Origin of the sequence: Leifsonia poae, assembly GCF_020009625.1 — a bacterium.
GTDB classification, from domain to species: Bacteria; Actinomycetota; Actinomycetes; order Actinomycetales; family Microbacteriaceae; genus Leifsonia; species Leifsonia poae_A.
The window spans coordinates 2,090,802-2,117,017 of record NZ_JAIHLP010000002.1 but is presented as its reverse complement, the minus strand read 5'-3'; the positions used below and the strand labels follow the sequence as shown (position 1 = coordinate 2,117,017).

The 26,216-nt window shown below is 69.0% G+C and carries 26 protein-coding genes; 10 read left to right on the top strand and 16 right to left on the bottom strand.

Annotation, left to right across the window (positions count from 1 at the left end):
• Positions 1-14: 14 nt before the first annotated feature.
• The 5 genes from K5L49_RS10750 to K5L49_RS10730 all read right to left on the bottom strand — a co-directional run bounded on the left by K5L49_RS10750 (position 15) and on the right by K5L49_RS10730 (position 4,866).
• Positions 15-1,025: an ABC transporter permease gene (locus K5L49_RS10750; protein ID WP_223692641.1), complete on the bottom strand. Its 1,011-nt coding sequence runs from the start codon at positions 1,023-1,025 to the stop codon at positions 15-17.
• Positions 1,022-1,795 (bottom strand): ATP-binding cassette domain-containing protein, encoded by a 774-nt coding sequence (locus tag K5L49_RS10745; protein ID WP_223692640.1) that lies wholly within the window; start codon positions 1,793-1,795, stop codon positions 1,022-1,024. Before K5L49_RS10745 ends, K5L49_RS10750 begins: the two co-directional genes overlap by 4 nt.
• Positions 1,792-2,793, bottom strand: a complete 1,002-nt coding sequence (locus K5L49_RS10740; RefSeq protein WP_223692639.1) for a sugar ABC transporter substrate-binding protein — start codon at positions 2,791-2,793, stop codon at positions 1,792-1,794. The genes K5L49_RS10745 and K5L49_RS10740 overlap by 4 nt, the downstream gene beginning before the upstream one ends.
• A gap of 59 nt (positions 2,794-2,852) precedes the next feature.
• A complete protein-coding gene (locus tag K5L49_RS10735) occupies positions 2,853-3,803 on the bottom strand; it encodes an alpha/beta hydrolase (protein WP_223692638.1) in 951 nt (316 codons plus the stop codon).
• Between the two features lie 124 nt (positions 3,804-3,927).
• Entirely contained in the window at positions 3,928-4,866 is a 939-nt protein-coding gene (locus tag K5L49_RS10730; RefSeq protein WP_223692637.1) for an alpha/beta hydrolase, read from the bottom strand.
• A gap of 114 nt (positions 4,867-4,980) precedes the next feature.
• Here K5L49_RS10730 and K5L49_RS10725 point away from each other — a divergent pair, with 114 nt between their 5' ends.
• The gene (locus tag K5L49_RS10725) at positions 4,981-6,069 is read left to right on the top strand and encodes a PucR family transcriptional regulator (RefSeq protein ID WP_223692635.1); all 1,089 of its coding nucleotides are present in this window, start codon (positions 4,981-4,983) and stop codon (positions 6,067-6,069) included.
• 44 nt (positions 6,070-6,113) lie between these two features.
• Here the strand turns inward: K5L49_RS10725 and K5L49_RS10720 are convergent, their stop codons facing one another.
• Positions 6,114-6,911: an HAD-IIA family hydrolase gene (locus K5L49_RS10720; RefSeq protein ID WP_223692633.1), complete on the bottom strand. Its 798-nt coding sequence runs from the start codon at positions 6,909-6,911 to the stop codon at positions 6,114-6,116.
• Between the two features lie 25 nt (positions 6,912-6,936).
• Positions 6,937-7,728: a GH25 family lysozyme gene (locus tag K5L49_RS10715; protein WP_223692632.1), complete on the bottom strand. Its 792-nt coding sequence runs from the start codon at positions 7,726-7,728 to the stop codon at positions 6,937-6,939.
• 64 nt (positions 7,729-7,792) lie between these two features.
• Here K5L49_RS10715 and K5L49_RS10710 point away from each other — a divergent pair, with 64 nt between their 5' ends.
• Positions 7,793-8,491: a TrmH family RNA methyltransferase gene (locus K5L49_RS10710; RefSeq protein ID WP_223692631.1), complete on the top strand. Its 699-nt coding sequence runs from the start codon at positions 7,793-7,795 to the stop codon at positions 8,489-8,491.
• 109 nt (positions 8,492-8,600) lie between these two features.
• Here the strand turns inward: K5L49_RS10710 and K5L49_RS10705 are convergent, their stop codons facing one another.
• The 5 genes from K5L49_RS10705 to K5L49_RS10685 all read right to left on the bottom strand — a co-directional run bounded on the left by K5L49_RS10705 (position 8,601) and on the right by K5L49_RS10685 (position 13,238).
• On the bottom strand, positions 8,601-9,020 hold the full coding sequence (locus K5L49_RS10705) for a DUF3052 domain-containing protein (protein WP_223692630.1): 420 nt from the start codon (positions 9,018-9,020) through the stop codon (positions 8,601-8,603).
• Positions 9,017-9,865 carry a metallophosphoesterase gene (locus tag K5L49_RS10700; RefSeq protein ID WP_223692629.1) on the bottom strand — a complete coding sequence of 283 codons (849 nt, stop codon included), beginning with the start codon at positions 9,863-9,865 and terminating at the stop codon, positions 9,017-9,019. The genes K5L49_RS10705 and K5L49_RS10700 overlap by 4 nt, the downstream gene beginning before the upstream one ends.
• 40 nt (positions 9,866-9,905) lie before the next feature.
• Positions 9,906-11,759, bottom strand: coding sequence for a YhgE/Pip domain-containing protein (locus K5L49_RS10695; protein ID WP_223692628.1), 1,854 nt, complete (start codon positions 11,757-11,759; stop codon positions 9,906-9,908).
• Entirely contained in the window at positions 11,756-12,469 is a 714-nt protein-coding gene (locus tag K5L49_RS10690) for a hypothetical protein (RefSeq protein ID WP_223692627.1), read from the bottom strand. The genes K5L49_RS10695 and K5L49_RS10690 overlap by 4 nt, the downstream gene beginning before the upstream one ends.
• Before the next feature lie 118 nt (positions 12,470-12,587).
• Positions 12,588-13,238 (bottom strand): TetR/AcrR family transcriptional regulator, encoded by a 651-nt coding sequence (locus K5L49_RS10685; protein ID WP_223692625.1) that lies wholly within the window; start codon positions 13,236-13,238, stop codon positions 12,588-12,590.
• Positions 13,239-13,358: 120 nt separating this feature from the next.
• On the opposite strand from K5L49_RS10685, the gene K5L49_RS10680 reads away from it, so the two are divergent.
• Positions 13,359-14,645 (top strand): adenylosuccinate synthase, encoded by a 1,287-nt coding sequence (locus K5L49_RS10680; RefSeq protein ID WP_223692623.1) that lies wholly within the window; start codon positions 13,359-13,361, stop codon positions 14,643-14,645.
• A gap of 11 nt (positions 14,646-14,656) precedes the next feature.
• Here K5L49_RS10680 and K5L49_RS10675 read toward each other — a convergent pair whose 3' ends face one another.
• Positions 14,657-15,946, bottom strand: coding sequence for a GNAT family N-acetyltransferase (locus K5L49_RS10675; protein WP_223692622.1), 1,290 nt, complete (start codon positions 15,944-15,946; stop codon positions 14,657-14,659).
• Positions 15,947-16,087: 141 nt separating this feature from the next.
• On the opposite strand from K5L49_RS10675, the gene K5L49_RS10670 reads away from it, so the two are divergent.
• The 5 genes from K5L49_RS10670 (at position 16,088) to K5L49_RS10650 (ending at position 19,896) form a co-directional block, all read left to right on the top strand.
• A complete protein-coding gene (locus K5L49_RS10670; RefSeq protein ID WP_223692621.1) occupies positions 16,088-16,792 on the top strand; it encodes an ABC transporter ATP-binding protein in 705 nt (234 codons plus the stop codon).
• Complete coding sequence (locus tag K5L49_RS10665; protein WP_223692620.1) at positions 16,789-18,129, top strand: FtsX-like permease family protein; 1,341 nt, start codon at positions 16,789-16,791, stop codon at positions 18,127-18,129. The genes K5L49_RS10670 and K5L49_RS10665 overlap by 4 nt, the downstream gene beginning before the upstream one ends.
• A 16-nt stretch (positions 18,130-18,145) precedes the next feature.
• Complete coding sequence (locus tag K5L49_RS10660) at positions 18,146-18,460, top strand: chorismate mutase (RefSeq protein WP_223692619.1); 315 nt, start codon at positions 18,146-18,148, stop codon at positions 18,458-18,460.
• Complete coding sequence (locus K5L49_RS10655; protein WP_223692618.1) at positions 18,457-19,404, top strand: SDR family NAD(P)-dependent oxidoreductase; 948 nt, start codon at positions 18,457-18,459, stop codon at positions 19,402-19,404. The genes K5L49_RS10660 and K5L49_RS10655 overlap by 4 nt, the downstream gene beginning before the upstream one ends.
• A gap of 72 nt (positions 19,405-19,476) precedes the next feature.
• Positions 19,477-19,896, top strand: a complete 420-nt coding sequence (locus tag K5L49_RS10650) for an organic hydroperoxide resistance protein (protein WP_223692617.1) — start codon at positions 19,477-19,479, stop codon at positions 19,894-19,896.
• Between the two features lie 39 nt (positions 19,897-19,935).
• On the opposite strand, the gene K5L49_RS10645 is transcribed toward K5L49_RS10650, so the two are convergent.
• Positions 19,936-21,429: a glycosyltransferase family 2 protein gene (locus K5L49_RS10645; RefSeq protein ID WP_223692616.1), complete on the bottom strand. Its 1,494-nt coding sequence runs from the start codon at positions 21,427-21,429 to the stop codon at positions 19,936-19,938.
• Between the two features lie 87 nt (positions 21,430-21,516).
• Between K5L49_RS10645 and K5L49_RS10640 the strand changes: the two genes are divergently transcribed.
• On the top strand, positions 21,517-22,419 hold the full coding sequence (locus tag K5L49_RS10640) for a DMT family transporter (RefSeq protein ID WP_223692614.1): 903 nt from the start codon (positions 21,517-21,519) through the stop codon (positions 22,417-22,419).
• A 99-nt stretch (positions 22,420-22,518) separates the two neighbouring features.
• On the opposite strand, the gene K5L49_RS10635 is transcribed toward K5L49_RS10640, so the two are convergent.
• The gene (locus tag K5L49_RS10635) at positions 22,519-22,935 is read right to left on the bottom strand and encodes a type II toxin-antitoxin system VapC family toxin (RefSeq protein WP_223692613.1); all 417 of its coding nucleotides are present in this window, start codon (positions 22,933-22,935) and stop codon (positions 22,519-22,521) included.
• A 90-nt stretch (positions 22,936-23,025) separates the two neighbouring features.
• Positions 23,026-25,377, bottom strand: a complete 2,352-nt coding sequence (purL, locus tag K5L49_RS10630) for a phosphoribosylformylglycinamidine synthase subunit PurL (protein ID WP_223692611.1) — start codon at positions 25,375-25,377, stop codon at positions 23,026-23,028.
• Positions 25,378-25,486: 109 nt separating this feature from the next.
• On the opposite strand from purL, the gene K5L49_RS10625 reads away from it, so the two are divergent.
• A complete protein-coding gene (locus K5L49_RS10625) occupies positions 25,487-26,203 on the top strand; it encodes a TetR/AcrR family transcriptional regulator (RefSeq protein WP_223692610.1) in 717 nt (238 codons plus the stop codon).
• Positions 26,204-26,216: the final 13 nt, after the last annotated feature.

Genomic DNA, 26,216 nt, shown 5'->3' with positions numbered 1-26,216 from the left:
GCTCTTCCGTGGTCTCAGCGGCGATACAGCCGCTTGCGTCGCACGTAGTCGGCGGCCACGGCCAGGATCAGGATGCTGCCGATCACGATGTTGAGGTACAGCGGCGGGATGTTGGAGAGCGCGAGCCCGTTATCGATCTCGGCGAACAGGAGAGCCCCGATCGCCGTGCCGGTGATGGTCCCCAGGCCGCCGAAGAGGCTCGTGCCGCCGATCAGGACGGCGCTCGTCACGACGAGCGTCACCGAGGCGCCGCCGGCGCTGACCTGGCCGCTGCCGGTGCGCGCCGTGTAGATGATCCCAGCGAGAGCGGCCAGCAGCCCGCCGAGGGCGTAGAGCCACCGGTTGATGGAGGTCGCCGAGATGCCGTTGGTGACCGCTGCGGCACGGTTGCCTCCGATGGCGCGCACGTTGTATCCGAATCGGGTCTTCTCCAGGAGGATCCAGAACACGACCCCAATGATGATCGCGTAGAGCACCACCAGAGGGATGCCGTAGAGCGATCCCTGACCGAGCAGCTCGAACGTGGGGGAGAGCCCCACGATGTCGTTGCCTCCCGAGAACACCACGATGAGGCCGGAGATGATGTAGAAGGTGCCCAGTGTGGTGATGATGGGCGGCACGCCGAGCCTCTCGATGATGAGGGCGTTGACCAGCCCGGCGATCGTGCCGGAGAGCAACCCGATGACGATGGCGAAGGGCCAGGGCACCCCGATGCTCATTCCCCAGGCGGTCGCGATGCCGCCGAGCGTGAACACGGAGCCGACCGAGAAGTCCAGCCCGCCCCCGATCGTGATGAGGGTCGCGCCGCACGCCATGATGAAGTAGATCACAGTGGCTCGCGCCAGCTCGATCAGGTTGTTGCTGCTGATGAAGACCGGGTTGAGGATCGCCGCGATGATGCCGATCACGAGCACGACCAGCACGAGGGTGAACTCCTGGCGACGCACGAGCTGCGCGATCCGGCCGGGTTCGCTCGTTCCCTGTGTGCGCTCCTGAGGCGCGGCCTGCGCCACGTTCTGCGTCATGCTGTTCCCTCGCTGTCGTAGGGGGCGTTTCCGGCGATGGCGCCGGTGATGAGCCCGATGATCTCTTCGCGGGGCGTACCGGAGGCGGGACGGATCGCCACCACCCGGCCGAGCCGCATCACGGCGATGGTGTCGCTGTGCTCGAACACGAACTCCATGTCGTGACTGATGCACACGACCGCCTTGTTCTGCCGTTTGAGCTCGTCGATGATCTCGCCCACGTGCGCGGTCTCGCGCACGCCGAGCGCGGCGGTCGGTTCGTCGAGGAGCACGATGTCGGCGTTGAGGCGCACGGCTCGTGCGATGGCGATGATCTGCCGCTGCCCGCCGGAGAGCAGTCCCACCGGCATCGTCACCGACCCGACGGTCGCCTTGATGTCGGTGAGCACCTGGCGCGCCTGTTGGTTCATCGTCGCGCGATCGACGAACAGACCTCTGCGCGGCAGGCTCCCGAGCGCCATGTTCGTCGCGACGTCGAGCACTTCGACCAGGGCCAGATCTTGCTGCACGGTCGCGATACCGGCATCGCGGGCATCCTTGGGGTTGTTGAAGACCACGTCGCGACCGTCGATCAGCAGGGAGCCGGAGTCGGGCGAGTGGATGCCGCTCAGGGTCTTGAGCATCGTCGACTTTCCGGCGCCGTTGTCGCCGACGATCCCGAGAACCTGGCCGCGGTAGGCAGAGAGGCTGGCGTTGCGGAGGGCCGCGACCCGCCCGAATGACTTCGAGGCGGATCGCAGCTCCAATGCCGGCACGGTGGTGTCGCTCACAGGTAGCGCCCGCCGTCGAGGTACTTCTTGTAGGTGTCTTTCGTCGCGTAGACGATGTCGACACCGATCGTGGGTTCGACCTTCTTGCCCTCGTGCAGAGCGATGAGCGCATCGGTTGTCGCCTCGCCCGCACCGCAGAGATCCTGCATGAGCACAGATGCGGCGGTGCCGTCTTTCAGCGCCTGGACCCCGCTCTCGTCGGCACCGTTGCCGACGAAGTGCACCTTGCCGACGAGACCCTTCTGTTTGATGGCGGCACTGATGCCGGCCGAGGCGGCGCCCTCGTTCGTGGCGAACATGGTGATCTCCGGGTGGGCCGTCAGCATGTTCACGGCCAGGTCGACGTCTTTCGTCGGGTCGCCGTTGTCGATGCCGGTGTCGACGACCTTCACATTGTCGGTCTTGTCCGCGGCCGCGATGAAGGCATCGGACCAGACTTTCGGCGGGGGCGTCGCGGCGCCCACGATCAGTCCGACTTTGACCTGCTCGCTTCCGGCATTCTTGGAGATGAAGTCCACCGCCTGTGTCGCCGAGGTCGCGTAGTCGGTGCCGACTTCCACATCCTGATCCGAGGTGGAGCCGCCGCCGAACAGGGTCGCCGTGAGGATCCCCTTCTTCTTGGCCTGGTCGATCAGGGGCGAGAACTGCTCGGCGGACAGCGGGAACGTGGCGATCGCTCCCTCACCGTTCGCGATGCCCTGCTGATAGCGGGAGACCATGTAGTTCGCGTCGACACTGCTACCGGAGGGGCCGACCTGCGAGAACTTCACGCCCTTCTTCTGCGCCTCTTCGCCCATGCACGTGCCGATGAGCTTCCACTGCGAGTAGTTGGGCAGTGGGTTCACGAACAGGATGGATCGGAGGGCACCGCCGGTGCTGGGGGTGTCGGCTGTGGAGCCGTTGGTGATGGCGTTGCAGCCGGCGAGGGCGATGAGGGCTGCCGACGCCATGACCGCGGCCGCGACAGTGCGGACGGGGTGAGAGGTGCGCTGTGACACTGTGATTCTCCTTGGTGTGATTCGGGTGTGATTCAGGTGTGGTTCGAGCGGGTGTTCGGTCAACGGAAGACGGTGGAGAGGCGACGTACGGCCACTACGAGCCGATCGCGAGCGGCGGCGGCTGCGGGAAACGTGTCGGCGACCTCGAGCCAGCCGTGGATGAGGTCGTCGTTCTCGATGAGTTCGACGGGGACGCCCGCATCGGAGAGTCGTCGTGCGTACCGCACGCCCTCGTCGTGGAGAGGATCGAACCCGGCGACGGTGACGGCGGCCGGTGCGAGACCGCTGAGATCGGTCAGGGAGCCGGGGAGGGCGTAGCGTGCACCCTCCGTGCCGTCGAGGTAGTGGTGTCGATACAGGGCGAGGTCGTCACGGGTGAGAAGGTAGTCGGTGCCGTAGTCGAGCATCGACCGGGTCCCGAGATCGAAGTCGATGACCGGGTATGCCAGAACCTGGCCCGCGAGCTCGACCAGGCCGGTGTCGCGGGCCCACTGGGCGACGCATGCGGCGAGGGCGCCGCCGGCGCTGTCCCCCATGACGATGAGCGGCAGGTGCGGATAACGTCGCGCGGCCTCCCTCGTCGCGGTGCGGGCATCCTCGAACGGGAACGGGAACGGATACTCCGGCGAGAGGCGGTAGTCGACGCTGACGACGACGGCACCGGCCCCATTGGCGACACGGCGGGTGGTCTTGTCGTGGGTGTCGAGACTGCCCGCCACGAATCCGCCGCCGTGGAAGTAGACGACCACGCTCTGCGGAGGGGTGGATGGGAAGTAGACACGCACCGGAACGTCCGTGTATGTGGCGCGTTCGACGCGGAAGACGGGCTCGGGAACGTATCCCACGATGTCGTGGCTCAGCAGGGCGGCGTTGATCGTGGCACGCAGGCGTCCAGCGGGGAGGTCGGCGAGAGGGGGAAAGAGCGAGCCTCGCGCCGACTCGACGAAAAGCCGCACGGCGGGATCCATGACGGGTTTGACCGTGCCGTTGTCTGTCTGCGCGTTCTGCACGTTCAACTCCTCTTCGAGTCACCGTCGGTGCGGCTTCTTTCTCTTCTTCGACGGTAGAAGCACGGCGGGCGGCGGGCACCAGCCATTCGTCGGGTGTTCCGGCCCGCTCGGCGCCGTTTGGCGCCTACCCCTGGAAGACCCGGCGGAGCACGCGGATCTGGTCGCGCATCGCCCGACGGCCCACCCCGGTCATGCGGTAGCCGTCGAAGCCGTGGATGGTGCCGGCGTACTGCGTCAGGTCGACTTGAACGCCGGCCGCCATCAGGCGCAGCGCGTAGTCGTAGTCCTCGTCGCGGAGCGGGTCGAACTCGGCGATCCAGAAGGAAGCGCTCGGCAATCCGGCGAGGTCGTCGGCGAGCGACGGCGACGCGCGGTGGTCCGCGCTGCCGGCGGCGGCTCCGAGATACCGCTCCCACATCAGCACATTGTGCGCGCCGGTCCACACCGGGGTCTCGGTGAATCGGGCGATCGAGGGTGTGCGGCTTCGGCAGTCCAACACCGGATTGACCAGCAATTGGTGCACGAGCGGAGGGCGGTCGATGGCGCGAGCGGCGAGTGCTGTCGACGCGGCGAGCGCTCCGCCGGCGCTGTTGCCGCCGATCGCGATCCGCCGGGGGTCGATTCCGAGCGAGCCGGCTTCGCGGTAGATCCAGTCGAGCACATCGGCGCAGTCATCGAACGCGGCGGGGAAGGGGTGCTCGGGTGCGAGGCGGTAGTCCAGTGCGATCACCACGCAGTTGGCGTCGCGTGCGTAGAACTCGCAGCGTTCGTCTTCGGTGGCGACGCTGCCGAGCATGAAGGCACCCCCGTGGATGTAGAGGATCGCGGGGAGCGCCCGGGAAGAGGGCGGTCGATAGGTCCGCACGCGCAGTCGGGCTCCGTCGCGTCGCTGGATGCGGATGTCGTCGATGACGATGCCGTCAAGCGGATTGCGGCCCTGCGCCGCGAGTTCGTCCTCGATCCGTCGTGCCTCGGGCAGGTCATCCAGCAGATCGAATTCCGGGATCATGACGCTGATCGCGGCGAGCTCGGGGTCGAGGCGAAGCGGTACCGAAAGGGTCACCAGCACATCGTTTCGCGAACGTGTGCGCCAACGGCTCGCCATTCGGCGCGGGTTCGAGCCGATTTCGCGCCATTTGGCGCGCCGAATGGCGCGACGGGGTCGTACCATTGCCGCATGCAAGGGCTGATGCTGAAGCTGGTCAATGTTGACGCGGCTGGTGAGCGCGCCCTTCGTGTTGTCTCCTACTTCGACCAGCTGAGCACGAACAGCCCCGATCTCGAGGCCGTCGTGCGGGCTACCGCCGTCATCGCCGACTGCACCGCCGGGGTCGAGCTGAGCGGCCGAGGGATGCTCGTCCGTTGCTCACGCGACGGCGAACCCCTGCACGGCCCTCGGGGGCAGACCAGCGGTGTCCGGATCCTCGACGGGGAGGAAGAGGGGCGGGTGTGGCTCGAACGGGAGAGCGCGGCCCGCGATCTCGACGAGTTCATCATCGAACGATTCGCCCTGACGGTCGCCAGCGTTCTTCGTAGGCGGTCCGCCACCGATCTCGAGGCGACCAATGGTTTCGCGGATCCCGCTCTCGCCCAGATCCTCATCAGCGATCGCGCCACCGAGGCCGAACGTTCTCGCGCCGCCCAGCTGATCGGCCTTCAGCCGTCGAGCACCGTTCAGCTCATCGCGCTCGAACCGGATGATGGCACCCCTGTCGAGGCCGTCGTCCGCGACCTGCGCGCGGTCTGGTCCCGCCGCCTGTTCGCAGCGCAACTCTCCCGCCGGCTCGCCCTGGTCGTCGTGGTCGGTGCGCATCCGGCCGACCTGGAGGCGATCGACGTTCCCGCCCGGCTTGGAGCAGGGCCTGTCGTGGAGACTCTGGACGCGCCCCGGTCGTGGTCGGCCGCTCGCGAGACGCTGCGGTTCGCCGGGGCTGGAATAGCCTGGCCGCGCGCTCTGGACGCCCGTTCCGTCGGGGTGCTCCGTCTCCTCGGCGGGATCGACGCGGGCACGATCGCCGCCGACGACGACGTGTCTGCGATCGCCCGCATCGCAGCTGAGACCGGTGGCGAATTGGCGCTCGAACTGTTGGACGCCTATCTGCACTCGGGTTCGTTGAGGGAGGCCGCTCGCGCGACGAACTTCCATCACAGCAGTCTGCAGAGCCGCATCGGGCGCATCGGAACGCAGCTCGACATCGACCTGGCGTCGCCGGCCGGCCGCCAGCGGGCGCAACTCGCCCTCCTACTCTGGCGTTGTTCGCTCTAACCACACCCTCACCCCCTCCGGGGTGGTGGGGTGGAGGGGGGGGGTTAGAGGTCTGACTCGACGGGCTCGCGGGTGACCAGGTCGGCGACGCCGTCGACGATCTCGTCGGGCCGGAACGGGAAGCGTTCGATCTCGCTCTTGTCGCTGATGCCGGTGAGGACGAGGATCGTGTGCAGCCCCGCCTCGATGCCGGCCACGATGTCGGTGTCCATGCGGTCGCCCACCATCGCGGTGTTCTCGGAGTGGGCGCCGATGCGGTTCATCGCCGAGCGGAACATCATGGGGTTCGGCTTGCCGACGACGTACGGCTCCATGCCGGTGGCCTTGGTGATCATCGCGGTGATGGCACCGGTGGCCGGGAGGGGGCCTTCGGCGCTCGGGCCGGTCGCATCGGGGTTTGTGGCGATGAACCGCGCCCCCTTGCCGATCAGGCGAACGGCCTTTGTGATCGCGTCGAACGAGTAGCTGCGGGTCTCGCCGACGACCACATAGTCGGGGTCGGTGTCGGTCATGATGAAGCCCGCCTCGTGCAGCGCGGTGGTGATGCCGGCTTCGCCGATCACGAAGGCGCTGCCGCCGGGCATCTGCGACTTGAGGAAGTCGGCAGTGGCCAGGGCGGAGGTCCAGATCGACTCCTCCGGCACATCCAGACCGGATGCGCGGAGCCGGGCGGCGAGGTCGCGCGGGGTGAAGATCGAGTTGTTGGTGAGCACCAGGAACGGTGTGCCCTGGTCCCGCCACTGTTGGATCAGGTCGGCCGCCCCCGGCAGGGCGTGGTTCTCATGGACGAGCACTCCGTCCATGTCTGTGAGCCAGCATTCGATCTCGTCGCGTCGCGCCACGCAAACCCCTTTCGACGGGTACAGCCTATTGTGTGCCCGATTGCCGCAGCGTTTCGAGCGCCTCCATGGATCCCGAGAAGACGTTCATGTCGAGGTAGGGCTCGTCGCCGTCCTCTCCGGCGTACCCGGCGAGGCGTTCCCGGTCCGAGTACTGCCAGAACGTCCAGTCGCGCCCGTCCGGCAGTTCGGGCGGGAGGGCGACGGACCGGATCCAGAGCGGGTTGTCCGTGTAGCTCCCGCGGAGGTACCGGTCGTAGACGTCCGGCGTGGCGTAGATGATCGCGGGCACACCGTAGTGCGTTCGCAGCGCCGTGAGCAGCGGGTCGAGGATGCTGCGAACCCGCTCCACGCTCGGAGGCTTCGCGAGATACGCGCCGTAGAACTCGAGGTCGACCGTCACCGGAAGGGTGCCCGCCTCCGCCGGGACCGTGCGGATGATGTTCCTTGCCTGCGCGGCGCCCGAGCTGTCGAAACTGAAGAAATGGTAGGCGCCGACGATCAGGGGCGTCTTCCGTGCTTCGGCCCAGTTCTGGTCGAAGCGGGAATCCTTGTCGGTCGACCCCTCAGTTGCTTTGAGGATCGCGAAGTCGAGGTCTTGCTTCGCGAGGACGGGCCAATCGATCGCCCCTTGGTACGTGGAGACGTCGGCACCGCGCACCGGGTACGTGCTCGCGAAGATCCGATTGGGCCAGAGGATGCCTGTGGCGATGAGCACGGCGCACACGCCGGCCGCGAGAACGGCTGTGCCGACGGCGCCTCCGGCGAGCCACCAGCGGGTTCGCCGTCGGCGGGTCCTCTCGGTCTTCTGGGCTGTCACCGGATCAATCTGTCACACGCGGCGGCGCGCATCCTGTGACTTCGCCTCCGGTTACGCTGAACGGATGGACAGCACCCCCGAGAGGCCGGCCGAGGCCGAGTCGAGCCCGCTCGGGTCGGGCGAGCCCGCATCCGGTGCCGCGGCGGCGACACCCGAGCTCAGCACCAATGGGGTCGGACCGTGGCTGGGTGCGTGGCCCGAGGAGGGGCACTTCGACCCGGACCTCCTGCGACACGGCGACACCCGCAATGTGATCGACCGCTACCGGTACTGGCGCATGGAGGCCATCGTCGCCGACCTCGATGAGAGGCGGCATCCGTTCCATGTCGCCATCGAGAACTGGCAGCACGATATGAACATCGGCTCGATCGTGCGCAGCGCGAACGCGTTCGCCGCCGACACGGTGCACATCATCGGCCGCCGTCGCTGGAACAAGCGCGGTGCGATGGTCACCGACCGCTACCAGCACGTCGACCACCACGAGGACGTCGCCGCGTTCGTCGCCTGGGCCCGGGACGCGCGGCTGCCGATCATCGCGATCGACAATGTTCCCGGTTCGGTCATCATCGAGACGTTCACCTTTCCGCGCGATTGCGTGCTGCTGTTCGGGCAGGAGGGCCCGGGGCTGTCGGAGGAGGCGCTGGCGGCGGCGGACGCGGTGGTCGAGATCTCGCAGTTCGGTTCCACCCGTTCGATCAACGCGTCCGCGGCTGCGGCCGTGGCGATGCACGCCTGGATCCTCCAGCATGTTCCCTTCGCCTGACCTGCCGCGCTGACGCTCCCGCCCCGCCGAGTCCGCGAACAATTCGTGGACTCGGCTGCTGGGGAAGGGCACGGCAGGGCAGGGCACGGCGGGGAGGGGTTAGGGCGGCTCAGCGGGAGGTGAGGCGCCAGACGAATTTGAGGGAGGACCAGTCCTGGTCGAGGGCGGCGACCTTCACGTCGACGAGACCACGATCGAGACCGGCGGCGCGCACCACCGAGTCGGAGAGGTCGCTGAGGCGACCGGCCGCCTTGCGCGGCCAGGCGAGCCAGAGCATCCCGGCGGGGTGGATGCGCGGACCGAGCGCGTCGAGTTCGGCGAGCAGGTCGGCGGTCGCGCGGAAGAACGCCACGATGAGGTCGGCCGGGGAGTCGTCGCCGTCCGGAAGCCAGGTGAGGTCGTCGGGCAGGCCGTCCGGTGGGATGCGCCAGCCGGCATCCGCGTGCAGCAACTGCACCGTCATCCCCGGTTTCGCGCCGAGCTTCTTCGCCAGCGGGGTCGCCGACCGGCTGGGCGGTGTCGCTGTCATCGGTTCTCTCCTCTCCATCCGGTCACGGCGGCGATCCGGCCGATGTCCGAGCCGTCGAGGTCGTACACGATGGCACCGTCGTGGGGGTGCGGTGCTGTCACGGCGTGTGCCCGAACGGGGCCGGTCGCGGGAAGCTGCAGGAGGGTGAACCCGGAACCGCGCACGCCGACGTCGTGCCCGCGCGGTGCCAGCACATCGACGGTGTTGGCGACGGCGGGCGACACCACGACGGGGACCGCGTGAGGGCCGGCCGTCGTCGCGAGGGCGTGATGGAAGTGCCCGGCCAGGACGACGCGGACGTCGGCCGCCGCGCACACCGCGAGGAACGGCGCCGGGTCGACGAAGCGCAGCGAATCGAACAGCCGGGTCGTCGGTGGGACGGGCGGGTGGTGGAGCACGACGACGGTGCCGTTCGGGGCGGGCTCGGCCAGGGCCTCCGCGAGCCGGTCGAGTCGCGCGCCCTCGACGCGACCGTAGCCGGCACCGGGGATGGTGCTGTCGACGGTCACGATGCGGAAGCCGCGGATCCCGACCGTCCGTTCCCGGTCGCCGAGCACCCGCTCGAACGCCGCAGCGTCGTCGTGGTTGCCCATCGCCGGCACGACCTGCGCGCCGCGCCCGGCCGCCCAGGGGGCGAGTCGGTCGGCGAGCAGCTGGTACGACTCGGGGCTGCCGTCGTCTGAGAGGTCGCCGGAGACGACGACAGCGTCGACCGCGTCCAGGGCGGCGGCACGGTCGAGAACCCTGTCCAGCGCGGCGAGCGTATCGACGACGCCGTAGTGGAGGCTCCCGTCGCCGAACAGGTGGGTGTCGGAGAGGTGCAGGATGCGCAACGGATCGTTCACGACGGTCACCCTACCGGGCACGGATGACGGCGCCCGCGCCTCAGCCGATCAGGCTCGGGCGCAGGTCGCGCAGGGTGCGGAAGTGGGTCATCCGCGTCACCCCGATGGCGGCGACGAGCAGCGCGATCAGCATCCACAGGGCCAATACGCCGGCGTCGGCCCAGGCGGTGGCCGGATTGCCGCCGTACATGAGCTGGCGCATCCCGTCGACCGCGTACGACATGGGCAGCACATGGTGCAGTGCCGCCAGCGGCCCGGGGAGCGTCTGCCAGGGGAACGTTCCACCGGCGGTCACCAATTGCAGCACCATCAGAACGAGCCCGAGGAACTGCCCGACACTGCCGAGCCACACATTGAGGGCCAGGATGATCGCGGCGAAGGTGAGGGACGAGACTGCCATCAGCCCGAACATCCCGAGCGGATTGTGGATGCTGAACTGCAGCGCACCCGCGACGACGGCGAACAGCCCCACCATCTGGATGGCGCCGAGCAGACCGGGGGTCAGCCAGCCGGCGAGAGTGATCTTGATCGGCGAGTGCAGGGCCGTGATGGCGCGGCGTGACACCGGTTTCACGATGAGGAACAGGGCGTAGATGCCGATCCAGGCTGCCAGCGCGACGAAGAAGGGGGCGAGGCCGGCGCCGTAGGTTCCGGCGGAGGTGATCGAGTCGTTCTTGAGGTTCACGGGGTCGGCGATGGTGGCCGCCTGTTTCGCCTGCAGCGCGGGTGAGTTGTCCGGGATCTGCGCGACACCGTCTTTGAGGCCGTTCTGCAGCTTCGCCGTGCCGTCTTTCAGGGTCGTGAGGCCGTCGCGCAGCTGGGCAGAACCGCTCGCGGCCTGGGAGGCGCCGGCGGTGAGCTGCGCCGATCCGGCGGCCGCCTGGGAGGCGCCGGTGGCGAGCTGACTCGACCCCGAGGCCACCTGGTCGGCGCCCGCGGCGAGTTCGTTCACCTGCGCGACGAGGCCCTGCACCTTGTCGTTTCCGGCGACCAGCTTGTCGCCGAGCGGGTCGAGTTTGCTCAGCACGAGGTCGATCTCGGTCGTGCTGGCGCCGGCAGCCGTCATCTGGTCGACGATCGCCTGACGAACGGCGGGAAGCTGGGCTGCCGCATCGGCGGCCTTCGTTCCGGCGTCCGATGCCAGCGCGGCCAGCGTGTCGTTGCCGCTCGCCACCTTCGCCGCGCCGTCGCGCAGCGTCGCCGCGCCGCTGGACAGCTGCTCGAGGGCGCCGTTCAGCTGCTTGGTGCCGGTGGCGAGCTGGGCGGTGCCGTCGGCGAGTGTCGCCGCGCCCGTTTGCGCGGTCGTGCTGCCGGCCACCAGCTGACCCGCGCCGTCCACGGCGGTCACGAGGTTGCCCCGGATGTCGGAGAGACCGAGCAGGAACTGGGCCGCCGCCTGCTGGTTGACCTTCTTCACGATGGAGGCGCGGATCTTCTCCGCGGCCTGCGTTCCGATGGTCGAGGCGAGGTAGCTGTTGGCGTCGTTGGTGGTCAGGGTGACCTTGGCCTGACGGGGGGCTGTTCCGGATGCTGAGGCGAGCGCGTCGGAGAAGTCGGCCGGGAACGTGATGCTGAAGTCGAACTTCGAGTTGTCGACCCCGGAGGCGGCGGACCCGGTCGTCACGCGATGCCAGTCGAAGGAGCCGTCTTTGATGAGTTCGTCGGCCACCTCGTCGCCGAAGTTCGTCGTCGTGCCGTCGACGGTCGCGCCCGTGTCGTCGACCACGATGGCCGCGGGGATCTTGTTGAGGTTCGCGTACGGGTTCTGGTTGGCCCAGAGGTACAGGCCGCCGTAGAGCACGGGAACGCACATCAGGGCGATGAGCGCCACGATCGACATCGGGCTGGCGGTGAGCCGGCGGAACTCCGCCGCGATCATCTGCGGGATCTTCATTCGATGCCCTCCTGGGCGTCGGGCTTGCGGAACGTCGGGATGCCGTCGGGTTCGCCGGCGCCATCGGCGCCATCGGGGCCTGTGAGCGGCAGGGCAGCGGCGCGCAGGGGCTCTCCGGTATCGAACGTGGCCGGCGCCACGATCTGATCGGGAACCTCGTCGGTGTCGTCTCGGGCCGGGTCTTCGTCGAAGGTGTCGTCGGCGTGGTCCGGTGTCGTCACCTCGTCGATGCGGGCGACGAGGGCGGCGCCCGCGATGGCCGCGGCCGAGGCGTCTCCGGCGACGATGAGGATGGCGATGTCGCGGGCGGCGACGCGGCGCGCCAGGTCCCACCATTCGTTCGGGTCGCCGCCGTGCCGGTCGGGCGACGTGATGACCAGGCCTTCCACGCCTCTGCGCAGCAGGGCGAGTTCGATCAGCAGACCGATCCGCACTGTGGGCGGGATGGTTCCGATCGCGAAGCGGGCCCACTTGGAGACGCCGAATTCGCCGAGTGCGCGGTTCACCGCGATCGGGTTGGAGCGGCGGCCGGCGAACATGAGCTCCTCGGCCACGATGCCGGCCACGGTGACATCGGCGGCCGGCTCGCACACATCCGGGGCGTCGATCAGGGCGATGCGACGGCGCATCGCCCGGAAGTCGGTGTCGCCGTCGATGGTGACGGTGCCGGAGTCGGGGCGCATCCGGCCGGATGCGATGAGCCCGAGCACGGTCGGGCGTTGCTCGGTCTCGGCCCGTGCCAGGGTGACCTCACCGGTCTGGAAGGCGGCGGAGGTGGGGGAAGCGCCGCATTGTGCGCGCCCTTGGCGACCTGGTCGAGAACGATCTTCATGCGGAGGCCTCCTCGAAGGCGAGTTCTGGAGCCTGCGCGATCAGCGTATCCGCCTCGCGCCAGCCGAGCCCGGCGGCGCTCAGCCCGGCGAGCATGACGAGCCGGTGCCCGGCCTCGCGGGAGAGCCCGGTGCGGGTCGCCTCGTCGAGCACGGAGACGGCGGCGTTCTCGACCAGCCGCGACAGCGTGCCGAGGTCGATGTCTTCCCGCACCTGTCCCGCGACGATGCCGCGTTCCAGTGTTCGGCGCAGGCGTCGTCGCGCCGGTTCGAGGGCGTCGCCGACCTGTTCGCGGTACGGACCGCGCACGGCGAGCTCGGCCGCGACGCGCACATGTTCGACCTCGGCCCAGAGAGTGGCGCCGAAGAGCGCGATCTCCACCCGGGCGTCCCGATGCGACACCGGCTCGAGCAGGGCGGCCAGGCGGGCGGCGCCGCGGGTGAACACGGCGACGAGCAGGTCGTCGCGGGTGGCGAAGTGCCCGTAGATCGCCCGCCGGCTGAGGCCGGCGCGGTTGGCGATCGCCTCGAGTGAGGCGTCGATGTCTTCGTTGAGTTCGGCGGCCGCGGCCACGAGGATGGCTTCGCGGTTCTCGGCGGCGTCGCGTCGCGGCGCGCGGGGCGGCGGTGGAGTCGAGGTCGTGGGCACGGCACCATCGTACTATCTTGCACATCGCTGTGCAAGATAGTGGCGCGATAGGATCGAGTGCGACGGTAGTCAGGCCCCGGCCGCCCGGCGCACTCCATCCCCCATCGAGAGGACTGAAAAGTGCCCGCGATTGTGATCATCGGCGCCCAGTGGGGCGACGAAGGCAAAGGCAAAGCCACCGACCTCCTCGGCAGCCGCATCGACTACGTCGTCAAGTTCAACGGCGGCAACAACGCCGGCCACACCGTCGTGGTCGGCAACGAGAAGTACGCGCTGCACCTGCTGCCCTCCGGCATCCTGACCGAGGGCGTCACGCCGGTGATCGCGAACGGTGTCGTCGTCGACATCGAGGTGCTGTTCGAAGAACTGGATGCGCTCATCGCCCGCGGCGTCGACGTCTCGCGCCTCAAGGTCAGCTCGAACGCCCATGTGATCACCCAGTACCACCGCACCATCGACAAGGTGACCGAGCGGTTCCTCGGCAAGCGCCAGATCGGCACGACCGGGCGCGGCATCGGCCCGACCTACGCCGACAAGATCAACCGCGTCGGCATCCGCATCCAAGACCTCTTCGACGAGAACATCCTGCGTCAGAAGGTCGAGGGTGCGCTCGACCAGAAGAACCACCTGCTGGTGAAGATCTACAACCGACGTGCGATCTCGGTCGACGAGGTCGTCGACGACCTGCTGCGCTACGCCGAACGCCTGCGCCCGATGGTCGTCGACTCCAGCCTGCTGCTGCACGAGGCGCTCGTGGCCGGCCAGTACGTGCTCTTCGAGGGCGGCCAGGCCACCATGCTCGACGTGGACCACGGCACCTACCCGTTCGTCACCTCCTCGAACTCCACCTCGGGCGGGGCCGCCACCGGGTCGGGCATCGGCCCGAACCGCATCGACCGGGTCATCGGCATCGTCAAGGCGTACACGACCCGCGTCGGAGCCGGCCCCTTCCCGACCGAACTGTTCGACGAGTGGGGCGAGTTTCTGCGTGAGCGTGGCTTCGAGTTCGGCACCACGACGGGTCGCCCGCGCCGCACCGGATGGTACGACGCCCCGATCGCGCGCTACACGGCACGAATCAACGGCGTCACCGATTTCGTGCTCACCAAGCTCGACACGCTCACCGGCATCGAGCGCATCCCGGTCTGCGTCGCCTACGACGTCGACGGAGTGCGCCACGACGAGGTGCCCGCGTCGCAGAGCGACTTCCACCACGCGGTGCCGATCTACGAAGAGTTCCCCGGCTGGACCGAGGACATCAGCGGCTGCCGCTCCTTCGAAGACCTGCCGCAGAACGCCCAAGACTACGTGCTCGCCCTCGAGCGGCTTTCCGGCGCCCGCATCTCGGCGATCGGCGTCGGGCCTGCTCGCGACGAGATCATCTCCCGCCACGATCTGGTGGACTAGTTCCCGCCCGCTCAGAACCAGGTGCTGAGGCGCGGGGGAACCGCCGTGCGGAACAGACGGTCGAGCGCATTCGCGTCGCCCGCGATCCGGCCGGCGACGGCGAGACCGCGTGCCGCGTCGTGGCCGAGATACACGCTGCCGAGTGAGGCGACCGGGAGCGTCACGTCGGGGGCGTCGTCGGTCGGGGTCACACGGGCGACACCGTCGTCGACGCTCAGACGGTAGCGGCCGGAGGCGAAGCCGAGCTTGTCGGTGATGTCGAGCACGAGCTCGCCGTCGCGCTCGTAGGTGCGTGCGGTCAGGGCGGCGGGCACATCGAGGATGCGCAGCCACAGATGATCTTCGATGCCGGCGACCGCGGCACCGCGCACATCCGAGACGAGGAAGGGCAGCGGCTCGTCGACCCCGCGCGTGCTGACATGCACCTCCGAGACGAGGTCGAGGTCTATCAGGTAGCGCCAGAGCGCTGTGAGGGCGGCGTCGGTCGCGGCAGCGAGGTGCACGACCTCCACGGTGTGCTTGACGAAGTCGGCGGTGTCTTTCACGACATAGCTGACGAAACCTTCAGGCTCGCCGGCCGGAGAGTCGTAGCGCACCAGGCGGTACTTGTCGGCGTCGACGCTCCCCTTGAGCGGTCCGATCAGCCGGTCGGCGTGGTACCGGCTGAGGCCGATTTCGCCCGCCCGTCCCGCCATCACCCGGTCGAGCACGGCGCGGCCGGTCTCGCGGTAGGCCTCCGGCTCGGTGAAGGAGAGCCGACCGGTCGTCTCCGCCCCGCCCCAGCTCACCCGCTTCGTGTCGACGCGCCATTCGCTCGCGAACGTGGCCGGACCGAACCCCCAGCGGCCGTAGATCACCGATTCGGAGACGGTGAGGATGGCCAGCGGAAGCCCGAGGGCGTTCGCGGTGCGCAGCTCGCCGGTGAGCAGGGCGCGGGCGATGCCGCGCCGGCGATGCGTCGGAGCGACCGTCACCGAACTGATCGCCCAGGCATCGACCCGGGCGCCGCCGGGAACCGTGAGCGGGTCGGCCCAGGCGCCGAGAGTGCCGACTGGCGCCTCTGCCGAGGGGATCGCATCGTCGTACACCGCCGTATTGCGATTGTCGCGGAAGTAGCCGCGCGACTCGGCCAGCACCTCCGGCTTGGGGTGCTCGCCGAGGAAGCCGCGGAAGTCGGCCCGAATCCAGTTGTCGAGGTCTGCGTCGTCGTCGGGACTGACGACGGCGAGCCGCAGGCCGGTTTCGGCGAGGGCCCGGGCGGAATCGGCGTCGGCGGGAATGGTGCGATGTTTCTGGGTCACTGACCCACCGTATCCGCCACCTCGGCCGTCGTCGAGGGCCGCCTGGCCCGGTTTCGTCTCCGTCGCAAGGATGACGCGAGTCGGCAAGGATGGCGCGGAGGGCGGATGTGCCGGCCCCGCCCGTCTGGCGAGCATGGGGTCATGACTTCTGTTGCCCCTCCGCCCGTGCTGTCCGCTGTCGCCCTCACCAAGACCTACGGTGCGGCCGTCGCCCTCGCCGGTGTCGACTTCCGTGTCGCCGCCGGGGAGTCGGTCGCGATCATGGGTGCATCCGGTTCCGGCAAGACCACCCTGCTGCACTGCCTCGCCGGGATCATCCGACCCGACGCCGGTTCCATCGATCTCGCCCTGGCGAGCGGACCGGTGAGCATCGTCCAGCTCAGCGAGAAGGAGCGCTCGCGGCTGCGGCGGGAGGCGTTCGGCTTCGTCTTCCAGCAAGGGTTCCTGCTGCCCGAGCTCACGGCCGTGGAGAACGTGGCCCTGCCGCTGATGCTCGGCGGCGTCGCCCGGCCGATCGCCGAGCACGACGCGGCCGGCTGGCTGGCCGCGCTCGGATTGGCCGGTTTCGAGTCCAGGAGGATCGGCCAGCTCTCGGGCGGCCAGGCCCAGCGCGTCGCGATCGCGCGCGCCCAGGTGACCGGCGCATCCATCGTCTTCGCCGACGAGCCGACCGGAGCCCTCGACTCGCACACCTCGGCCGAGGTGATGGATGCGCTGATCGGCTCCACCATCGGCCGTGGCCGTTCCCTCGTGGTCGTGACGCATGACGAGGGCGTCGCCGCCCGCTGCTCGCGCGTGCTTCAGCTCGCGGACGGCCGCATCGTCGACGAGGCGGTGACCGCGTGACCACGCTGCGGATCGCGTGGCTGCTCTCCCGCCGTGCCGCCGCCGACCGCTCGACGATCGTGCTCCCCGTGGTCGCGTTCGCGGTCGTCACCGCCCTGCTGCTCATCGTCAGCGGCGGGGCGCAGGCGTTCTTCTCCTGGCGAGGCGACACCGTCTTCCTCTACCAACTGCTCGCCGTCGTCGCTCTGGCCCTGCTCGTCGTGCCGCTCGTCGCGCTGGGCGGCTCGGCCGCCCGTCTCTCCGCCCGCCGACGCGACGACCGGCTCGCGAGCCTTCGGCTGCTCGGGGCGACGCCCGGGATGGTCGGCGCTCTCACCGTGATCGAGTCGACTGTGACGGCGGTGGTCGGCGCGCTCGCGGGCGTCGTCGTCTACTTCGCAGCCGTTCCGCTCGTCGGACTCATCCCGTTCCGGGGCGCCCCGCTCGGCGCCGCCGCGGTCTTCCTGCATCCGGTGCTCCTCGTGCTGGCCGTGCTGGCGATCGCCGGGCTCGCCGCCGTCAGCGCGATCGTCGGGCTGCGGAGCGTGATCGTCACACCGCTCGGCGTGCGCACGAAACAGGTGGCGCCGCGGATGCACTGGGTGCGGTTCGCCATCGGTGCCGCGGTGGTCGTGGTCACGTTCCTGGCCATGAGCGCGCTGAGCCTCGCCGACGGGTTCGGCGTGATCCTCGCCGTGCTCGCCCTCGGCTTCGGCGGCACCGTCGCCGTGCTCAACCTTGTCGGACCCTGGGTCATCCGGCTCGTCGCTTCGGGTCAGGCGAAACGGGCGAAGACGGTCACGCGGCTGCTGGCGGCCCGCAGCGTCCTCGAGTCGCCGAAAGCCGCCTGGCGGCAGGTGTCGGGTGTGGCGATGACGAGCTTCATGGCTGTGTTCGCGGGTGTCGGAGTCGCGCTGCTCGGCTTCGCGGCCGACCGCGCGCCGGCCGATCAGGAGTCCCTCCAGCTCTACGCGGATGTGCGCACCGGCGTGATCATCACCGTCATCGCTTCGTTCCTCATGGTCGCCTGCTCCGTGGGGGTCAACCAAGCCTCCGCTGTGCTCGACCGCCGAGAGCTCTATGTGAGTCTCGACCGGATCGGCATGCCCGAGGAGACCATGAACGCGGCGCGCACCCGCGCCATCATGTCCCCGCTCCGGATCACGGCGATCGGCTCCGCCCTCACGGCCGCCGTCGTGATCTTCCCCCTCACGGGTTTCGCCCTGCTGCTGGCGCCCGCGAGCATCGCGATGATCGTGGCGTGCCTCGCCGCGGGCATCCTGGTCGTCTGGCTGGGGCTCGCGGCGACACGACCCGTGCTCTCCCGCGTGCTCGCCGACCGCTCGCCGAGTCTCTAACGGCTAGTGTCGTTCCATGGGTCAGAACGAAGACGAGGCCGAGGCGATCGCCCGGCTGCACAGCATCCGGCAGAGCATCGACAATATCGACGCGGCACTCGTACACATGCTCGCTGAGCGCTTCAAGTTCACGCAGCAGGTCGGAACGCTGAAGGCGGAATACGGCCTGCCCGCCGCCGACCCGCAGCGCGAGCGCGAACAGGTGGAGCGGTTGCGGGCGCTGGCCGAGGAGAGCCACCTCGACCCGGCGTTCGCGGAGAAGTTCCTCACTTTCATCATCGCCGAGGTCATCCACCACCACGAGCGGATCGCCACCGAGAGCACCCGGTGAACTGGAACCCGGCCGCCCTGCCCTCCGCCTCGGGCAAGACAGCGGTGGTCACCGGGGCGAACGCCGGGATCGGGTATTTCGCAAGCGAGCAGCTGGCCCGGGCCGGCGCCCATGTCGTGCTCGCCTGCCGCGACCCGGAGCGTGCGGAGGCCGCGGTCAGCGCCATCCGGCGCCGGGTTCCGGGCGCGAGCGTGGAGGCGATGCCGCTCGAGGTGACCGATCGCGCCTCGGTTGACGAAGCAGCCGCCGCCCTGCTCGACCGTGAGCGGGTCGATCTGCTCATCCTCAACGCCGGAATCGTGCATCCCCCGTCCAAGCGGGCGACGGATGCCTATGGCAACGAGCTGGTGCTCGCCACGAATGTGCTCGGCCACTTCCGGCTCACGGCGCTCGCCCTGCCGGTGTTGGAGCGCACGACCGACTCGCGGGTGATCTCGCTCGGCTCACTGGCCACACGGCTCGCCCGGTTCCCGCTCGACGATCTGCAGCTGTCCGGGTCGTACGACGCCTGGACGGCGTACGCGCGGTCGAAGATCGCCCTGCAGGTGTTCGGGTTCGAGCTCGACCGCCGGCTGCGGCAGGCGGGCAGCGGGGTGTCCGCTCTTGTCGCGCATCCGGGGTATTCGACCTCGGGCCGCACGCCGGGTGTGCGCGGCGTGAACCAGCCCTCGAGACTCAAGCGGTTCGCGGACAACCTGCAGTCCGGGTGGACGCAGGGCAAAGACCGTGGCGCCTGGCCGGTCGTGCGCGCCGCACTCGACCCGGATGCGGTCGGCGGCCAGTACTTCGGCCCCCGGCAGGTCACCCGGGGAGCGCCGGCTGTCGTCGGCGCCACCCGCACGACACGCAGCGCGCGCGTCGGCGCACGACTGTGGCCGCTGCTGGAGGAGTTCTCGGATCAGCCGTTCGCTGTGCCGCGGCCGGAGTCGGGTTCGCGCGGCTGAGACCGCCGCCCTACACCCGCTCTGGCCGCGCGCTCCCAGCCGCCGTTCAGATCGCTGGTATGGGCTGAGGCCATGGACATCGCTTACACCGCAATCGCACACGCTTCAGGTGGGGGACGGGACGGACACGTCCGCAGCGAAGACGATCTGCTCGACCTCGACACGCGCCCGCCCAAAGAGATGGGCGGGTCGGGTGAGGGAACCAACCCCGAACAGCTCTTCGCCGCCGGTTACGCCGCCTGCTTCCTGAGCGCCGTGCATGCGGTCGGTCGCCGCGAGAAACTCGACACCACCGACGCCGCGGTCTCGGCGAGCGTCGGCATCGGCCCGAACGGCGAAGGCGGATTCGCGCTCGCTGTTGAACTGGACGTCTACATCCCGCGTCTCGGTCGGGAACAGGCGGAGCAGCTCGCCGAGGCCGCACACCTGGTGTGCCCGTATTCGAACGCCACCCGGGGCAACGTTCCGGTGCAGCTCACCATCGTCGACTGAGGCCGGATGCCCGGCCCGACTCTTTGTCGGGCGGGCGGCTCAGTCGAGGGCGACCCGGCCGACCTTCTCGGTCTTGTCCCAGGTGGCTTCGGCATGCGCCAGCTCTTTGACGTACGAGTCGAAGGTGATCGCGCAGAGCAGCGAACCGTAGCCGGCCAGGTACACGAGGGTCGGTGCGAGCCAGCGACCGGCGCGGGTTCTCTCCGCCTTGCGCGCGAGCCAGGCGACGACCATCGATAGCGGGATCCAGACATACGTGCAGAGCGTGATGACGAACAGGGCCTGCTCGCTCAGCGTCACGCCGAACAGCCCGGGCAGCCACACCAGGGTGACCGGCGGGAACAGCGCGGTGAGCATCACGAGCATGTTCGCGATCCCGGGGAAGAGCACGATGTGTCCGAGCGCGCGCCTGCTGGTGTGCGGGTCGGTGAGGGAGCCGAGGATGAGCACGAAGAGGTAGGCCAGGGCCGCTGAGATCCAGAGCACGCGGAAAACCGTCGTCGCGAACTCGCTGTGCAGGAAGAGCAGCCCGACGAGCCCGACCGACGACGCGACCATGATCACCGGGAGCAGCCACAGGCTGAACCATTCGAGGCCGAACATGACTCCGCCCAGGTGGTGGTTCTCGGAACGGCGGAACCACACTTTGCGATAGCGCTCGGTGACGGTGGCGTTCCCACGCGCCCAGCGCAGCCGCTGCTTCCACAGACCCTCGATCGCACGCGGCTCCTCGGCCAGCACCTCCGCGTGCGGTTCGAAGACGACCCGGCGACCGTGCAGCTGTGTCTCGAAGGTGGTGATGGTGTCTTCGGCCAGCGAGGAGGTGTCGATCTGCCCGCCGATGGCGACGAGGTTGTCGCGGGAGTGCAATTGGGCGCCGCCGGCCAGGCAGGCCTGCGCGCCCAGCACGTTCTGCGCACGGCGGGAAGCGGGCTGCGAGAGCACGTACTCCACGCCGATGAACTTCGTGAGGTAGTTGCGGTCGGCGCTGCCCTCGCGGATATAGGCCGAGACGGCGCCGACAGCCGGATCGGCCAGGTGGCGTGTCATCCGCCGCAGCGAGTCCGGAAGGTAGATGACGTCGGCGTCCATGATCAGCAGCGCCTCCATCCAGTCGTCTTTGAGGATCTCGCGGATGCCGTGGTTGAGCGTGTGAGCCTTGCCCTCGCCGCCCTTCTCGCGGCGCAGGAGCATGACGTTGTCGGGATAGCGGGCCTGCCACTCGCGCACGACATCGGGCGTGGCATCCGTGCTCGCGTCATCGACGACGACGATGCGCAGAGCGTCGCGCGGGTAGTCGAGCCGCAGCAGCCGGTCGATGGAGGCACCGATCACCGCGCCCTCGTTCCAGGCCGGCACGACGATCGCCACCCGGGGGAGGTACGGCTTCGCGTCCCGGTAGTGGTTGATGAACGCGTGGAACGGGATCATCAGGAAGACGACGAAGTTCGCGACGACGGGCACGAGCCCGGTGAGCGCCAGGACCACGCACACGATCGTCAGGGTCCACGCGAGAACCGACAGCACATCCATTCGGGAGACCCCTCGCCTTCTGACGCCACAATACCCTGAGTCCGAAAGCCGCGAGCGGATGTCGGGTGCGCCCGCTAGCGTCGTGATGTGAAGGTCGCCGTTCAGTTCATCGCCATGGGGCTCATCTGGGGTGCCAGCTTCCTCTTCATGAAGGTGGGGCTCGAGGGCGTGAGCTTCGGTCAGGTGGTCTGGGTGCGCCTGGTCTTCGGGGCGATCACGCTCGGCATCATCGCCGTGGCGACGCGGAGCCGGCTGCCGCGCGAGCCGATCGTCTGGCTTCATTTCACCGTCGTGGCGATCAGCTACTGCATCGTTCCCTATCTTCTGTTCGCCTGGGCGGAGCAGTACGTGTCGTCCAGCCTGGCGAGCATTTACAATGCGGTCACCCCCATCGCCACGGCAATCCTCGTCACGGTGGCGTTCCGCGTCGAGAAGCTGAACCGAGACCAAGTGCTGGGGGTGGTCGTCGGGATCGCGGGTGTGATCGTCGTCATCGGTCCGTGGCGGGTCGCCGCCCTCACCGGCAGCCTGTGGGGCCAGCTCGCCTGCCTCGGTGCCGTCACCTGCTACGGCTTCAGCTTCGGGTACATCCGCCGGTTCATCAGTCACCGGCAGATCTCCGCCACATCGACCGCTGTGATGAACATCGGCATCGCCGCCGTGATCATGGTGGCGCTCACTCCGGTCGTCGCGTGGGGGCCCGTGACGTTCAGCTGGCCGGTGCTGGCGAGCCTCCTCGCCCTCGGAGCGCTCGGCACCGGCATCGTCTACATCTGGAACATGAATGTGCTGCGCGCGTGGGGGCCGACGGCGACCTCCGGTGTGACCTACGTGACGCCGGTCGTGGGCGTGGCGCTCGGCATCCTCGTGCTCGGTGAGACGTTGAGCTGGAACGAGCCGGCCGGTGCGGTGATCGTGATCGCGGGCATCCTCCTCACCCAGCAGCGGGTGCGCCTGCTGACGCGGCGGATCCCCGCACCCGCGCGGTAGCCCGCCCCGCTGATCGGCGATCCCGCCCCTGAGCCCGATCCATCCGTCACGACGGACGGACGGACGCGCGGCGCGTCGCCGAAAACGTCCTGCGCGACGTCAGCGGATCAGGTCGCCGTATTCGGCCAGCGGAACGAGCCCTGTCGCCGCCGCTGCGATCCGGTCGTCGCCCGCCACGAGAACATCGGCCTGCAGCGTCGCGACCGCCAGATACTCGGCGGGGGCGGTGTCCTCCCAGTCGAGCTGGCGGGCAAGCCTCCAGGCGGTCGCGCGAGATACCCGATCGCCCAGCAGGCGGATCTTGAGGCTGGCGAGACCCTCCAGCTGCCGTCGCGCCGTCGCCTCGTCCAGGAGCCCGTCCCGCGCCTCGCGGTAGAGCATCGACAGCACGTGGCTGCGCAGAACGGCAGGCGCGACCAGGGGCGGATGGGCATCGTCGGTGACGCGGTCGCGCACGAGCCTCAGTGCGGTGGGTGCATCGATCGCGAAACGGACGGTCTTCGGCGAGTCGGTCATTTCTCAAGCAAACACCCGAACGGGCGCGGAGCGAAGTCCTCACGCAGGTTGCCCGCCGTGCTCGGTGCGCGACCGGTCGCGGCGGGAACTCTAGGCGACGACCGGGCCGAAGTGCTCGGGGAGCGTGGAGCGGTGGGTGCTCTGCAGCTCTTCGAGGCCGACCGTGAAGAGGTCCTGGACTTCGAGCACGGGCTGGGTGCCGACTTCGGCGTCGGTGACGCCGATGCGCAGCACGGGGAAGTCGCGTCCGTCGCACAGACCACGGAACTTCACATCGTCTTCACGCGGGACCGACACGATGACACGGCCGGTCGACTCGCTGAAGAGCGCGGTCGCCGCATCCACGCCGTCGCGGTCCATGATCTCGGTGAGCCACACCCGGGCGCCGACGCCGAACCGCAGGACGCTCTCGGCGAGGGCCTGCGCGAGGCCGCCGTCGGCGAGGTCGTGTGCCGAACCGACGAGGCTCTCGATGGATGCCGCGTGCAGCAGCTCGGCGAGGTCGCGCTCGCGGCCGAGGTCGACCGCCGGCGGGAGGCCGCCGAGGTGGCCGTGCACAGTGCCGGCCCAGGCCGAACCGTCGAGCTCTTCGCGGGTGAGGCCGAGCAGGTAGATGTTGTGGCCTTCGTCCTGCCAGCCGGCCGGGATACGGCGGGCCACATCGTCGATGACACCGAGCACGCCGACCACCGGGGTGGGGAAGATGGGGGTCGACCCCGTCTGGTTGTAGAACGAGACGTTGCCGCCTGTGACCGGGACCTCGAGCTCGAGGCAGGCGTCCGACAGGCCTTCAACGGCCTGGGAGAACTGCCACATGACCTCGGGGTTCTCGGGGCTGCCGAAGTTGAGGCAGTCGGTGACGGCCACGGGCACGGCACCGGATGCGGCGACGTTGCGGTACGCCTCGGCCAGCGCCAGCTTGGCTCCCTGCTTGGGGTCGAGCTGGCAGTAGCGGCCGTTAGCGTCGGTGGCGATGGCGAAGCCGAGGCCGCTCTCCTCGTCGACGCGGATCATGCCGGCGTCGTCGGGGAAGGCGAGGGCGGTGTTGCCGCCGACGAAGTAGTCGTATTGGTCGGTGATCCAGCCCTTGTCGGCGAGGTTGGCGCTGCCGAGCAGGGCCAGGAACTGCTCGCGAAGCTCGTCGCCGGAGGTGGGCCGCGCCAGGCGCGAGGCGCTGTCGGCCTGGAGGGCGTCGATCCAGGTGGGGTAGGCCACGGGTCGCTCGTAGACGGGGCCGTCGACCGCGACCGTGCGCGGCTCGACATTGACGATCTCTTCGCCGTGCCAGTTGATGATGAGGCGGCCGGTGTCGGTCACTTCGCCGAGAACGCTGGTCTCCACATCCCATTTGGCGGTGACAGCGAGGAATGCGTCGAGCAGCTCGGGTTTGACGACCGCCATCATGCGCTCCTGGCTCTCCGACATGAGGATCTCCTCAGCGGTGAGGCTCGGGTCGCGCAGCAGTACCTTCTCGAGTTCGATGAACATGCCGCCGTCGCCGTTCGAGGCCAGCTCGCTGGTCGCGCAGGAGATGCCGGCCGCGCCGAGATCCTGGATGCCCTCGACGAGCTTGTCGCGGAACAGTTCGAGACAGCACTCGATGAGAACCTTCTCGGCGAACGGGTCGCCGACCTGCACTGCGGGGCGCTTGGTCGGGCCGCCGGCCGAGAACGTGTCGGAGGCGAGGATGCTCGCGCCGCCGATGCCGTCGCCACCGGTGCGGGCGCCGAACAGCACCACCTTGTTGCCGAGGCCGGAGGCGTTGGCCAGGTGCAGGTCTTCGTGGCGCAGGACGCCCACCGAGAGCGCGTTGACCAGCGGGTTTCCCTGGTAGATCGGGTCGAAGTAGGTCTCGCCGCCGATGTTCGGCAGACCGAGGCAGTTGCCGTAGAAGGAGATCCCGGAGACGACGCCGTGCACGACGCGGGCGGTGTCCGGGTTGTCGATGGCGCCGAAGCGCAGCTGGTCCATCACGGCAACCGGGCGGGCGCCCATCGAGATGATGTCGCGCACGATGCCGCCGACGCCGGTCGCAGCGCCCTGGAACGGCTCGATGTAGGAGGGGTGGTTGTGCGACTCGACCTTGAACGTGACCGCCCAGCCTTCGCCCACATCGACGACGCCGGCATTCTCGCCCATGCCGACCATGAGGTTCTTCTTCATGGCGGGGGTGACCTTCTGGCCGAACTGGCGCAGGTACATCTTCGACGACTTGTAGGAGCAGTGCTCCGACCACATGACCGAGTACATCGCCAGCTCGCCCGAGGTGGGGCGGCGGCCGAGGATCTCGCGAATGCTGGCGTACTCGTCTTCTTTGAGGCCGAGCGCCGCGTACGGCTGCTCCTTCTCGGGCGTCGCGATCGCGTTCGCGACGGTGTCGACGACGTGCGTGTCGACGACGTGCGTGTCGACGACGTGCGTGGTGGGGGCGGCTTCGGTCACGCTGGCACTCTCCAAGATGTGTGGATGCCGGGGGAGGGTCCCAGTCTACCGGCGAAGTGTGTAGCCGAATCGCAGCAACGACCATGGTCGTAACGACCATGGTCGTGCTATGCTCGACGCCATGGTCACCGCATCCCCAGCAACCCCGCCAAGCCGACGGGAGCGACCCGCCAAGCCGGCGCTCAGCCGTCAGACGATCATCGACGCGGCCACCGTGATCCTGCGCGAGGAAGGCGCTCAGAAAGTCACGATGCGGCGCGTCGCGCGCGCACTCGACACGGGGCACGCCTCCCTCTACGTCTACGTGCGCGACACCGAAGACCTGCACGCCGGCATCCTCGACGCCGAGCTGGCGGCGATCGACACCCGGGCTTCCCGCGAGGGCGCAGGTGATTGGACGGACCGGTTGAAAGACGTGCTCCGGCAGTTCACGACCGTGCTGTTCGAACATCCGGAGATCGCCAGGATGGCCGTGACCACGCGGCCGAACGGACCGCACTATGTCGCCCTCGTCGAGACGGTGCTCGACCTCCTCGTGCAGGGCGGGGCCTCCGACCGTGCCGCCGCGTGGGGTGTGGATGTGCTGCTGCTGTACCCGGTGGCGATCGCGGCCGAGCACTCGGCCGCCTACGCCGAGGCGGGGGGCGAGCCGCGCCGGCCGGAGAACGTCGAACTCGACCGGCAGTTCGCCGGGGTGGAGGCTGCGAGCCACCCCCAGATAGCCCGGCTGGCCCACGAACTGAGCTCCGGTGTCGGTCCCGACCGGTACGAGTGGGCGCTCGACGTGCTCATCGCCGGCATCACCACGGCAGGCAGTCGCGCCTGAGCGCGCCGACCGA